Raw genomic sequence first — 12546 nt, 5'->3', positions numbered from 1 at the left:
GGCGTGGGAGCGGGCTTGCCCCGCGATAACGCCGGCACCGGCAACACACCCAGCTGAACTTCCCCCACATTCAGCCATCAGTTCCTTGAGTAACCCTTCCCCGCTCGCCCCGGCCCAAGGAGTACTCCAGTGCTGCGCTTTCTCACCCCGCTTCTTCTCAGCCTGCTGCTGAGCACCCGGCTCCTCGCCGCAGAACCCATCCCCACCGAGCAAACGCCCGAGGAGCCAGCCCCGGTGCTGCAAGGCGGCCTGCTCGGCGCCCTGGCTGACGGCCTGGACAGTGCAGCCCAAGACCTCGACCTCGATGCCCACCTGATCGACGCCTGGCGCCTGCGTACCGATCGCGCCGCCAAGGAGATGGAGCGCCTGGTCGATCGCCACTCAGCCAGCGACTCGCTGCAGCTGACCGGCAATTTCCTCCTGCTGAGCCTGACCTGGGCCGCCAGCTTCGCCCTGCTCACCACCCTCGGCCGTTGGTGCGCCAAGCGCTGCGCAGCGACTTCCCTGCTGCGTCAGCGCAAACGCGTACGCGGCCTGCTTGGCTATCTTCTGCCCTACACCTTGCCAGCACTGGCCAGCCTGCCGTTGACGCTCTACGTCAGCCGCTTCCTCGATCCTTCGGTCGCCCGCGCATTGGGCCTGAGCCTGGCCTACGCGACCAGCAGCGGCCTGTTCTCGACCTCGATCATCCTTTGCCTGATCACCTTGTTCGACGCCGGCCACAAACGCCAAGCCGTGGCAGTGATCCGGCGCATGGCGCCGCGCCCGCTGTTCATGATTGGTTTTCTGGCAGCCTGGAGCGATGCCCTGACCAGCCCGCAGATCGCCCGTCAGTTGGGCGGCAATATCACCGCCAGCATCGCCGTATTGACCGGGCTGCTGGCGACCTTGGTCTTTGCCAGCCTGGTCCTGCGCCTGCGCCGCCCGGTGGCACACTTGATCCGCAACCGCGACCTCAAGGACCGGCTGCAGCATCGCGCCGTGCAGGAGACGCTGCGAATCTTTTCCAAACTCTGGTACTTGCCGATCCTGATGATGATCCTGGTGTCGGCGATCCACCTGATCGGCGCTGGCGAAGAAAGCCAGAAAGCCTTGCAGAACGCGCTATTGACCACTGTGCTGCTGGTCGCGGCGGTGTTCCTCAGCACCCTGATGCAGCACCTGCTGGCCACGCATGAGGGTGACGATCAACAGCGTGTACGCCCCTACAAAGAGCTGTTGCGCAGCCTCGTGCACGCCTCGCTGCGGATCGCCATGGCGGTGGCGTTCATCGAACTGCTCGGGCGGATCTGGGGCTTTTCGGTGATTACCTTCGCCCTGAGCAACAGCCTCGGCCAGGCGATCAGTAATTCACTGTCGAGCATCGGCTTGATCCTGCTGGTCACCTGGCTGCTCTGGGTGGTGCTCGACACGGCAATCCAGGAAGCGCTCAAGCCCGCTGTCGGTCGGCGCGCCTCGCGCCAGCCGAGCACCCGCACGCGGACCATCCTGCCGATGCTGCGCAACGCCATCAAGGTGATCCTGATCGTCATCTGCACCATCACCACCATGGCCAACCTGGGGATCAATGTCGCGCCGCTGCTGGCCGGTGCCGGGGTGATCGGCTTGGCCATCGGTTTCGGCTCGCAGCAACTGGTGCAGGACGTCATCACCGGGCTGTTCATCCTGATCGAAGACACCATTTCCATCGGCGATTGGGTGGTGCTCGATTCCGGGCATGCCGGCACGGTCGAGAGCCTGACCATCCGCACCCTGCGCCTGCGCGATGGCAAAGGATTCGTGCATTCGGTGCCGTTCGGCCAGATCAAGGCCGTCACCAACCAGTCACGTCAGTTCGCCTACGCGTTCTTCTCGGTGCAGTTCACCTACGACAGCGATGTCGACCAATCGCTGGCGTTGATCCACGAGGTGGGCAAGTCGATCAGCGAAGACCCGCTGCTGCGGATCAACCTGCAAGGGCCGCTGCAGGTGTTCGGGGTGGACCGGATGGATTTGAACGGCTTCGTGTTGACTGCGCAGTTGCGCACCATTTCCGGCGGCCAGTATGCGGTGAGCCGGGCGTTCAACGAGCGACTGAAAAAGCGCGTGGATCAGACTGAGAATGTGGCGTTTGCCCAGGTGTATCCGATGCCTGCGCAGGCGCGTGCGGTTTCGGCCTGAGCCAGTCTCATCGCGGGGCAAGCCCGCTCCCACGCAAGTCTGCTCCCGGGCGAGCAGTAGAGCGATTGCGTGGGAGCGGGCTTGCCCCGCGATAGCTTCAAACCTACTGACGGAATACCAAAGCCTTCAAACCACCCTCAACATCCACATCGGGAAACTCCGGGGGATTCTCCAGCCGCTCGACAAACTTCAGCGCCGGGGCCTGCTCAGCCATACCCTCGATCAAGAACGCCGAGCCGATCCCCGGATCGTTGACACAGGCCAGCACGGTGCCGCCCTCGCGCAGAAGCTCCGGCAGGCGGCGCAGGATCTTCGCGTAATCTTGGGTCAGTACGAAGCTGCCGCGCTGGAACGTCGGCGGATCGATGATGATCAGGTCATACGGCCCATACTTGCGCACCTTGCCCCAGGACTTGAACAGCTCATGGCCGAGAAACGCCACCTGCCCCACAGCATGCCCATTGAGCCGATGATTCTCCCGCCCGCGCGACAGCGCCGACTTGGCCATGTCCAGGTTGACCACCTGTTCGGCCCCGCCGGCAATCGCCGCCACGGAAAAGCCGCAGGTATAGGCGAACAAGTTCAGCACCCGCTTACCGGCCGACTGTTCGCGCACCCAGCGCCGACCGTAGCGCATGTCGAGGAACAGCCCGTTGTTCTGGCGCACGCCCAAATCCAGCAAATAGCGCAGGCCATCCTCAACCACTTCACGTTGCTGGATCGGGCCGCCAACCAGCCACTGGCCGGGGCTGTCGGGCAGGTAGCGGTGCTGGATCAAAATCGCCTCGCCCGTCCACTGTGGGGTTTGGGCCAGGGCATTGAGCATTGCCTCCAATTCGACCAACTGCTCAGGCGCAGGCTCGCGAAACAAGGCGACCGACAACACCCCCTGCAACCAGTCGACGGTGATCTGCTCAAGCCCCGGCCAGCAACGGCCACGGCCGTGGAACAGGCGCCGGGTTTCCTGCGGGGCGGGGTCAAGCGCCGCAGTCAGGTGCTGGGCAAGGGTGTCGATGGCTGAGGTCATGGCGGGGATTCACACGCGCAAAAAAACGCCATTGTAACCGAGCATCGCCAACAACCCAGTCATGCCCACATATTCGTCAGGCCAGGCTCAATCTGGCTTGAGCGCCTCGACCCGTGGCGCCGGCTTGAACCACCAGCCCTGCTGCATACCCGCAGCGGCAACCAGGATCAGCGCCACGCCCAGCCACTGCAGCGGCGCCAGGCGATGGCCGAAGGCGATCCAATCGACCAGAATCGCCGCGACGGGGTAGATGAACGACAGCGCGCCCGTCAGGGCCGTGGGCAAGCGTTGGATGGCGCTGTAGAGCAGCACGTACATCACCCCGGTGTGCACGATGCCCAAGGTAATCAGGCTAGCCAGCGCCGACGGCTCAGCGGGCAGCCCGCCAAGCTTGACCCACGGCGCCAGCAGCAACACGCCTGTACTCACCTGGATCAGCGCGATCAAATGCGGCGGGGTGCCACTCAGGCGCTTGATGATCAGCGCCGCCCCGGCGTACAGCAAGGCCGCGCCCAAAGCCAAGGCAATGCCCAGTAGATAGTCGTTGCCGCTACCCTGCCCGGCACCGTGCGCACTGACGATCGCCAACATGCCGAGAAACGCCACGCTCAGCCAGGTCAGCTTGGCCGCGGTGATCTTCTCGCCGAGAAACAGCGCCGCCAGCCCCACCAGCATGAAGGGCTGCACGTTGTACACCGCCGTACCGATGGCGATCGAGGCGCGTGAGTAGGAGGCGAACAGCAGCACCCAGTTGCCGACGATGGCCACGCCGCTGGCGATCGCCAACAGGAACGCAGTGCGGCCTATCACGCCTGGTTTGAGAAAACCGAAGCCTGCGCAAATCAGCAGCAAGGTGCCGGCGCCGAATACGCAGCGCCAGAACACCACCTCCAGTACCGGCTGGCCAGACACCAGCACGAACCAGCCGATGGTCCCGGAAATCAGCATGGCGACCATCATTTCCACAGAGCCACGGCGCACTGAACTGTCCATCTCACACCTCCGCTTGACGATGGCCACAGTATGACGAGGGTCAAGCGCTACCTTCCAGCGGATAACCAAGGCTAAATATCAGACTCGCCTTTACTATCAAGGCGAATCACCCATTTTCCCTGACGAGGTTAAAGATGACCGACGCCATCGACCAGCTGTTGATCAATGCCCTGATGGAAGACTCCCGCCGCTCGCTCAAGGCCTTGGCGCAGATCAGCGGGTTGTCTGCGCCCAGCGTCAGCGAGCGCCTGCGCCGTTTGGAGGAGCGTGGCGTGTTGCGCGGCTACACGGTAGACGTCGACCCGCGCAGTTTCGGCTACCAGTTGCAGGCCATCGTGCGCATCCGGCCATTGCCTGGTCAGTTACAGGAAGTGGAGCGGCAGATCATTGCCATCCCCGAGTTCACCGAGTGCGACAAGGTCACCGGTGAAGACTGCTTCATCGCCAGGTTGCATGTGCGCTCGATGGAGCAACTCGACACCTTGCTCGATCGGATCAATGTGCTGGCTGAAACCAATACCGCGATCATCAAGAAGAGCCCGGTAAAACGCCGGCTGCCGCCGATGGGCGAATAGCCTTTTAGCGACGGCGCTAGCCCGCCCCAGGCGAGTATCCGGCTAATCCTATTGACTATTTTTTGTACACAAGAATGTCACCATAAGTGCCATTTTTGTGTGCACTTAGGTGAATTAACGCACCACTAGGTTACATCGCGCTCGAATAAAAATTTGACCATTTGATCAACTAAAAAACCCGTGAAAAAATAAAAACTGTTCATTTGGTCAACTTATAATCGCTTATTTTCATTAGGTTATATTCAAGCAAGACAAACTCAGATTACTGGCCTGCTTAAACTTGTATTGTTCCTGGCATGGAACTGGCTTTTGTGTGTTTGTGTTTTGTATACAAAGTTTACGAAACATAAATACACAATAACGCAGCGCCTGATCCCTAAGGGCCGCTGCCTCGAGAACCCAGTGATGCCACTGCCTGTAACGATGAGATGACGAGCCCGTGCAGCTCGCCCGCTTATCGCCGGCAGCCGCATCAGGAGCCGCCGGAATGAGTAGCAGCCTCGACCTTGCCCCTGAACTATCCGTCGCCAGCACTTCCCCCACTTCGACCCTGGCCGGCCATGCGCCCGAGCTTGACCTCAGCCCGCGGCTGCACAACCGCGACCTCGCCCCGACCCGCAGCGAAGGTCGTCGCTGGGGGGGCTACAGCATCTTTGCCCTGTGGACCAACGATGTGCACAACATCGCCAACTACTCGTTCGCCATGGGTTTGTTCGCCCTCGGCCTGGGTGGCTGGCAGATCTTGCTATCGCTGGCCATTGGCGCGGCGCTGGTGTACTTCTTCATGAACCTCTCGGGCTACATGGGGCAGAAGACCGGCGTGCCGTTCCCGGTGATCAGCCGGATCGCCTTCGGCATCCACGGCGCGCAGATTCCGGCGCTGATCCGCGCGGTGATCGCCATCGCCTGGTTCGGTATCCAGACCTATCTGGCTTCGGTGGTGCTGCGGGTGTTGCTCACTGCGGTGTGGCCGCAAGTGGCGGCCTATGACCAGGACAGCATTCTCGGCCTGTCGAGCCTGGGTTGGCTGTGCTTCGTGGCGATCTGGCTGGTGCAGCTGGTGATCCTCGCCTACGGCATGGAGATGGTCCGCCGTTGCGAGGCGTTTGCCGGCCCGGTGATTCTGCTCACCGTGGCGAGCCTGGCCGGCTGGATGTACTTCCAGGCCGATACGCGCATTGCCTGGTCGGTGGCCGAGCCACTGAGCGGCTATGAGATGTGGCGCAACATCTTTGCCGGCGGTGCGCTGTGGCTGGCGATCTACGGCACCCTGGTGCTGAACTTCTGCGACTTCGCCCGCTCCTCGCCGTGCCGCAAGACCATCCGCGTCGGCAACTTCTGGGGCCTGCCGGTGAACATCCTGGTGTTCGCGGTGATCACCGTGGTGCTGTGCGGTGCGCAGTTCCAGATCAACGGCCAGGTGATCGACAGCCCGACCCAGATCGTCGCTACCATCCCGAGCACGCCGTTTCTGGTACTGGGCTGCCTGGCCTTCCTGATCGTCACGGTGGCGGTGAACATCATGGCCAACTTCGTGGCGCCGGCGTTCGTGCTCAGCAACCTTGCGCCCCGGCACCTGAACTTCCGCCGCGCAGGCCTGATCAGCGCAACCCTGGCGGTGCTGATCCTGCCGTGGAACCTGTACAACAGCCCGTTGGTGATCGTGTACTTCCTGTCAGGCCTGGGCGCCCTGCTCGGCCCGCTGTACGGGGTGATCATGGCCGACTACTGGCTGCTGCGCAAAGGCCGGATCAACGTGCCAGAGCTGTACAGCGAAAACCCAGCCGGCGCCTATCACTACACCCGAGGCGTCAACCTGCGGGCAGTGGCGGTGTTCGTTCCGGCGGCGCTGCTGGCGATCGTCCTGGCCCTGGTCCCGAGCTTCCACAGCATTGCGCCGTTCTCCTGGTTGATCGGTGCTGGTATCGCTGCCGCACTGTACCTGCTGATCGCTCCGCGCAATCGCCAATACCACGATGTCAGCGGCGAGTGCATCGCCGTCGACCACAGCAGCCATTGATCAAGGAGGAACGTGCATGCGCATTCTGATCGTCAACGTCAACACCACCGAAGCCATCACCGAGGCCATTGCCGAACAGGCGCGCAGCGTCGCCTCGCCCGGCACCGAGATCGTCGGCCTGACGCCCTGGTTCGGCGCCGAATCAGTCGAAGGCAACTTCGAAAGCTATTTGGCGGCGATTGCCGTGATGGACCGGGTCATGGCCTATGACCAGCCCTATGACGCGGTGATCCAGGCCGGCTATGGCGAACATGGCCGCGAGGGCTTGCAAGAACTGCTAAACGTGCCAGTGGTGGACATCACCGACGCGGCCGCCAGCACCGCGATGTACCTGGGCCATGCCTACTCGGTAGTGACCACCCTGGATCGCACCGTGCCCTTGATCGAAGACCGCCTGAAGCTCTCCGGCCTGTATGAGCGCTGCGCCTCGGTGCGCGCCAGCGGGCTGGCGGTGCTCGAGCTTGAGGCCGATCCGCAGCGAGCGGTCGAGGCAATTGTCGAGCAGGCCGCACGGGCAGTGCAGGATGACAAGGCCGAGGTGATCTGCCTGGGCTGCGGCGGCATGGCCGGGTTGGATGAACAGATCCGCCAGCGCACTGGCGTGCCGGTGGTCGATGGCGTCAGTGCAGCGGTGACCATTGCCGAGTCGCTGGTGCGGATGGGCTTGAGCACTTCCAAGGTACGGACCTATGCGACGCCGCGGGTGAAGAAAGTGGTGGGCTGGCCGATGCGGTTCGGCCGCTAGGATCGCAGTTGCCTGTACCGGCCTCATCGCGGGCAAGCCCGCTCCTACATGAGCTGCGCAATCCCTGTAGGAGCGGGCTTGCCCGCGATGAGGCCGGTACAGCCACCATCACTCCCGACAGTTAATGAGCTGCGCTAGCCGCTGAGCACTGCCACAAGCCAAGGTGAACCCCAAGGCCCCATGCCCCAGGTTCAACCACACATTGCGATACGCCGTAGCGCCGAGAATCGGCACCCCGGTGGGTGTCGCCGGGCGCATCCCGGCCCACTCCACCGCCTGCCGATAATCCGCCGCCTCAGGCAACGTCGCCTGTGCCAAGCGCTGCATGCTGCGCAACCTGCGCGGATCGACAGCATCGTCGAAGCCAACGATATCCACCATCGCCGCCACCCTCAGCTGATTCTCCAGCCGGGCATAGACGATCTTGCGCTCATAGTCAGTGACACTCACCTGCGGAGCCTGATGCTGCGCCAGCACTGGCGCAGTCAGGCTATAGCCCTTGAGCGGATAGATCGGCAGCTTCAGCCCCGGCAGCGCCAAGCTCGGGCTGCGATGTCCGGCGCACAACAGCAGGTGCTCGACGTCCAGCTGCCCAGCAGCCAGTTCCACTGCCGTCACCCGCCTGCCATCGTGCCGCAGCCCAGTGACCACTTGGCCCAGACGAAACTCACATCGCCCTGAAGCGCGCAGACGCTCCGCCAGCACCTGGCAGAAGCGATGACAGTCAGCGACTTCTTCGTCTGCGGTATACACCCCGCCAATGAATGGCGCATCGGCCAGCGCCGCGTCGAGCGCGCCAAGCTCGGCGCCAGCGACAATCTGTTGAGTGGCCGGGTCGAGCCGATGCGCGCAAGCCCGAGAGAACGCCGCCTGGGTGCGAAACGCAACCAACTTGCCGTTGCGCCGCCAGGCAAATCCGTGCAGATGGTCCTCTTCGCGCCAACGCGCCATGACCGCCTGGCTGTGCAACGCCAGTTCAAGCAGGTGAGCAGCATTGCGGCGGTTGACCGAGCCGCGACAGGCCGCCACGAAGGCGGCCAACCAACGCCACTGGGCAGGGTCCAGACGCAGGCGCAGGCGCAACGGCGAGTCACCGCGCAGCAACCAGCCCAACGCCTGCCACGGCACACCGGCGTCGGCCAGCGGCGCCACGTAGCGATAAGACAATTGCCCGCCATTGGCAAAGCTGGTGGCGCTGGCCAGGCTGTCGCGCGCTTCGATCAGCTCGACCTGGCAGCCTTCACGCACCAGCGCGTAGGCGCTGGCCAGGCCGATCACCCCACCGCCAATCACGGTTACCCGCTTGCCCATGCCCTGCTCCTTGCTCGAATCCACCGCGCAAGCATCGCAGATTCCGGGCTGCGCTCACCAGCCAGGGCTAGCCCTGATCAGGTCGGGCAGGTCTTCTTGCCACCATCGAGGCCCTGGCGCACATTGCGGCTAAGCAGGCTGGCTTCGCCGTCGTGCCAGGTCAGGGTGAGCACATACAGGGTGTCGAAATCGTCATTGTTCCAGTCCTGGGTGATCACCCGCTCATCACCCAGGGCTTTGCCGGCCACGGCGTTGATCAGGTCCGGCAAGTAGCCGTGCGACCAGGCGGTGTAGACCGTGGCGTTGCGATACTTGTCGCTCAACAACTCGTCGGCCAGTTCGTCGTAATCATTGGCGCCGAAGTCGATATTGACCGGCAGGCCCAGACGGATAGCGCTGGGAGTGATGGTCATCAAGGGACGAATGTAGCTGTAGCGCAAGTCCTGGCTGCCCTCCTCGACATGCCGGGAAGGATTGGCGGCGAACACGTAGTCGGCATCGCCGAAACGTTCGGGCAGCAAGGTGGCCAGGTCCAGGGCGCGATTGAGTCCCTGGCAGTTCAACTGACCCAGGCCCTCGCCGGGCTTTTCGGCGTGACGCAGGAACACCAGGGTCTGCGTGCCATCGGCGGGCTGGTCGTGACTTTCCACCACATCCAGGCTCAAGGGTACGAGAATCGCGGCAAGCGCCGCGGCGAGAAACAGATGACGGCGTCGCATAAACTGCGGCAACTTCATGGCGATGGACTCATCCGGCAAAAAAGGGAGGCGTCCGTGCCTGCATTCCATGCTCGTCGCCCGAGGTGGGTTGCACACCAACTCCCAGACGAGGCCCATCCTTGACCACCTTGCGTGAGCAAAATTCACTTTAGGCGGGTAACTTTGCCAAATGAAGTCATTCCCGGGAAACGTTGGTGTCAGTCGTCGCGGGTCAGGACTTCGAGCAGTTCGATCTCGAACGTGAGGTCTGAGTTGGCCGGGATAGCGCCGACCGTGCGCTCGCCATAACCCAGGTGCGCCGGCACTTGCAGCTTGCGCTTGCCGCCCACACGCATGCCCATCAGGCCCTGGTCCCAACCCTTGATGACGCGACCGGTGCCGATCACGCACTGAAACGGCTTGCCACGCGACCAGGACGAGTCGAACTCGCTGCCGTCAGCCAGCCAGCCGGTGTATTGGGTGGTGATCAGGGCACCTTTGACCACGGCCTTGCCGTCGCCGGGCTCAAGGTCAATGATCTGCAATGGGTCGCTCATGGCGTTCTCTCTTAGGGCAAACGTAGGGCGCCGTTTTCTCAGGAATGCACCGGTTTGGCAAGCTCAGGCGGCGCCTCGTGCTGGCGCATCGACCACAGCACACCGCCAATCACCAGCACAATCGCCGCCGCTTCCAGCGCGCTCGGCCCCGCTTGGCGCCAAAGGAAGGCGTAGAGCAGCGCGAACAAGGTCTCGAACACGATCAACTGGCCACTCAAGGTCAACGGCAAGCGCTTGCACGCTGCATTCCACAGCGCCATGGCCAGCCATGAGCCAAGCAGCGCACAGCCCAGGCTACAGGCCCAGAACAACCACCAACGCGCCATCGGCGCCTCGACGTGCAACTGCTGCGGCTGCCAGATGGCCAAGGACGCGACCATCACCACGCTGGCCAAACCGGTCATCACCCCGCACAGCACCGACCATTGATGACTGTCGAAGTGGCCGCACTGCTTGAGGTAGCGACTGTTCTGCCCGGCGTACCAGGTCCAGCAAGCAAGGGCCACCAAGGCATACAGCAGGCCCATGAGCTTGTCGGCCAACGCCCCCGGGGCGAAAGCGAAGGTCTGCAGGTTGATGCACAGCATGCCAGCGAGGATCAACGCCAGCGGACCGGCCAGGCGCCTGAGCGGTACTGCGCCGCTGTCGTTACGGCCATACAAGGTAATGGTCAGCGGCAGTACGCCGACGATCAACGACGCTGGCGCCACACCCAGGCGCTGGATGGCCGCCACCAGGCAAACGAAGTACACCAGGTTGCCGATCACCGCCAGGCGCAGCAGCATCCACCCATCGACCAGGGTCAGCTGCCGCAGCTGACGCGCCATCGGCAGCGCCAGCAACAGCGAGATCACCCCCACCATCAGGTAGCGCACACTGCTGAGCAGCATCGGATTGAATTCGGGCAACAGCTCAGGAACCATCAGCACCATGCCCCACAACGCCCCGGCCATGCCGGCATACATCACACCGCGTTTCACCTGTCTGCTCCCCTTTGAAGATGCGCGCAGGCTACCTGCCGAGTCGCTGTGCGGCAAAAGATCATTGCTCATGCAGCCATTCCGTAGCGGAATAGCTAAGATGGGCGAACAACTACAATGATCCGGATCGCCAATGAGCCGCTACAGCCGTCACCTGCCGCCTCTCGACACCCTGATTGCCTTTGAGGCGGTGGCCCGTACCGGCAGTTTCACCCGCGCAGCGGGCGAGTTGTATCTGACCCAGAGCGCGGTGAGCAAGCAGATCCGCCTGCTCGAAGACGAGCTGGGCACTCAACTGTTCGAACGCCGCGCCCGCGGCATCAGCTTGACCAGCGCTGGCGAGCACTTTCATGGGTTTGTCGAGCCGATGCTGGATAAGCTTCTGGCTCACGTCCAGCGGCTCAAGAGCGGCCATGGCGATCGCCATGTCAGCGTCATCTGCACCCATGCGGTAGCCCAGTACTGGCTGTTTCCGCGTTTGTTGCGCTTTAACGAACAGCATCCTGAGCTGACCGTGAACATTCATGCCAGCAACGACATCAACGAAAGCCTGATCGCCGATTACGACTTCGGCATTCTCTACGGGCATGGCCAATGGCGTTCGCTGCAGGCGCGCAAGCTGTTCGACGAGGTGGTCTACCCGATTGCCAGCAGCGGCTGGGACCTGAGTCAGGTCGAGAGCCTGGAGCAGTTGCAGGCCTTGACCTTGATCCAGCTCGACGCCTCGGCCTGGAACTGCCTGGACTGGCATGACTGGTTCGGTCATTTCGGCGTGCGTTACCAGGCCCCGGCCGATGCGCTGACCTTCAACCAGGTCAATCTGGTGTTCGATGCGGTGATGCAGGGCATGGGGGTCGGTTTGGGCTGGGAGTCGATGGCCCGGGATCGGATCAACAGCGGCTTGATCCAACCGGTATCGACCTTCGAGGTACGTACCGGCCAGGCCGACTACCTGGTGCATGACCGCCAGACCTTGCCCTCACCGGCCGCCCAGGTGTTTGCCGAATGGTTGTTGCGCCAAGTGTGAGCTAGCTCAGCTCATCGAAGGCTTGCTGGCCGGTCAGCTCCCGGGTCTGGTTTTTGAAGCAGTACCAGGCGGGTTTCTGTTCGACGAATATCTGTAGATCGAAGTCCCAGGCTTCCTCGCCATCGAGCAGGCCGACGGGGATGGCGTAGAAGTCGTTGGCCTTGAGCCGGTAGTACAAGTGGGTGCCGCATTTGCCGCAGAAACCGCGTTGGGCCCAGTCGGAGGAATCGTAGACGCTTGGCGCGCGGCCTTCGATCAGCGGGGGGTTGCTGCAGTGTACGACCAGCAGTGGGCCGCCGGTCCATTTGCGGCACATGCTGCAGTGACAGGCGCTGATTTGGGTGTTGTCGATGGTCGCGCTCAGGTGGGTTTCGCCGCAGAGGCAGGTGCCGGTTTTTTTCAGGGGCATGGCGGGGGTCCTCGGGGGTGGGCGGGAGCTTGGGAGTATAGACA

12 protein-coding genes are annotated in these 12546 nt (G+C 62.8%); 5 read left to right on the top strand and 7 right to left on the bottom strand.

The window, feature by feature from the left end; genetic code table 11:
* Positions 1-129: 129 nt before the first annotated feature.
* Positions 130-2160, top strand: coding sequence for a mechanosensitive ion channel family protein (locus tag ACF8K2_RS25970; RefSeq protein ID WP_392468814.1), 2031 nt, complete (start codon positions 130-132; stop codon positions 2158-2160).
* Between the two features lie 103 nt (positions 2161-2263).
* Here ACF8K2_RS25970 and ACF8K2_RS25965 read toward each other — a convergent pair whose 3' ends face one another.
* Positions 2264-3187 (bottom strand): class I SAM-dependent methyltransferase, encoded by a 924-nt coding sequence (locus ACF8K2_RS25965; protein ID WP_392468811.1) that lies wholly within the window; start codon positions 3185-3187, stop codon positions 2264-2266.
* Between the two features lie 87 nt (positions 3188-3274).
* Complete coding sequence (locus ACF8K2_RS25960) at positions 3275-4180, bottom strand: DMT family transporter (RefSeq protein WP_392468809.1); 906 nt, start codon at positions 4178-4180, stop codon at positions 3275-3277.
* A gap of 134 nt (positions 4181-4314) precedes the next feature.
* On the opposite strand from ACF8K2_RS25960, the gene ACF8K2_RS25955 reads away from it, so the two are divergent.
* The 3 genes from ACF8K2_RS25955 to ACF8K2_RS25945 all read left to right on the top strand — a co-directional run bounded on the left by ACF8K2_RS25955 (position 4315) and on the right by ACF8K2_RS25945 (position 7520).
* Positions 4315-4755: an Lrp/AsnC family transcriptional regulator gene (locus tag ACF8K2_RS25955; RefSeq protein ID WP_186556258.1), complete on the top strand. Its 441-nt coding sequence runs from the start codon at positions 4315-4317 to the stop codon at positions 4753-4755.
* A 487-nt stretch (positions 4756-5242) separates the two neighbouring features.
* Positions 5243-6775, top strand: coding sequence for an NCS1 family nucleobase:cation symporter-1 (locus ACF8K2_RS25950; RefSeq protein ID WP_392468807.1), 1533 nt, complete (start codon positions 5243-5245; stop codon positions 6773-6775).
* A 16-nt stretch (positions 6776-6791) separates the two neighbouring features.
* On the top strand, positions 6792-7520 hold the full coding sequence (locus ACF8K2_RS25945) for an aspartate/glutamate racemase family protein (RefSeq protein WP_392468805.1): 729 nt from the start codon (positions 6792-6794) through the stop codon (positions 7518-7520).
* A 108-nt stretch (positions 7521-7628) separates the two neighbouring features.
* Here the strand turns inward: ACF8K2_RS25945 and ACF8K2_RS25940 are convergent, their stop codons facing one another.
* The 4 genes from ACF8K2_RS25940 to ACF8K2_RS25925 all read right to left on the bottom strand — a co-directional run bounded on the left by ACF8K2_RS25940 (position 7629) and on the right by ACF8K2_RS25925 (position 11066).
* The gene (locus ACF8K2_RS25940) at positions 7629-8831 is read right to left on the bottom strand and encodes a D-amino acid dehydrogenase (protein WP_392468802.1); all 1203 of its coding nucleotides are present in this window, start codon (positions 8829-8831) and stop codon (positions 7629-7631) included.
* 77 nt (positions 8832-8908) lie between these two features.
* Entirely contained in the window at positions 8909-9568 is a 660-nt protein-coding gene (locus ACF8K2_RS25935; protein WP_264237249.1) for a histidine phosphatase family protein, read from the bottom strand.
* 179 nt (positions 9569-9747) lie between these two features.
* Positions 9748-10086, bottom strand: coding sequence for an FKBP-type peptidyl-prolyl cis-trans isomerase (locus ACF8K2_RS25930; protein WP_312154985.1), 339 nt, complete (start codon positions 10084-10086; stop codon positions 9748-9750).
* A gap of 38 nt (positions 10087-10124) precedes the next feature.
* Positions 10125-11066: a DMT family transporter gene (locus ACF8K2_RS25925; protein ID WP_392468798.1), complete on the bottom strand. Its 942-nt coding sequence runs from the start codon at positions 11064-11066 to the stop codon at positions 10125-10127.
* A gap of 133 nt (positions 11067-11199) precedes the next feature.
* On the opposite strand from ACF8K2_RS25925, the gene ACF8K2_RS25920 reads away from it, so the two are divergent.
* A complete protein-coding gene (locus ACF8K2_RS25920; RefSeq protein WP_312154982.1) occupies positions 11200-12093 on the top strand; it encodes a LysR substrate-binding domain-containing protein in 894 nt (297 codons plus the stop codon).
* Position 12094: 1 nt separating this feature from the next.
* Here the strand turns inward: ACF8K2_RS25920 and ACF8K2_RS25915 are convergent, their stop codons facing one another.
* Positions 12095-12502, bottom strand: a complete 408-nt coding sequence (locus tag ACF8K2_RS25915) for a GFA family protein (RefSeq protein WP_392468795.1) — start codon at positions 12500-12502, stop codon at positions 12095-12097.
* Between the last annotated feature and the right edge of the window lie 44 nt (positions 12503-12546).

Origin of the sequence: Pseudomonas sp. xss_2 (assembly GCF_043104195.1) — a bacterium.
Taxonomy (GTDB): domain Bacteria; phylum Pseudomonadota; class Gammaproteobacteria; order Pseudomonadales; family Pseudomonadaceae; genus Aquipseudomonas; species Aquipseudomonas urmiensis.
Note: the sequence above shows the minus strand (reverse complement) of the source record. Positions and strands in the feature narration are given on the sequence as shown.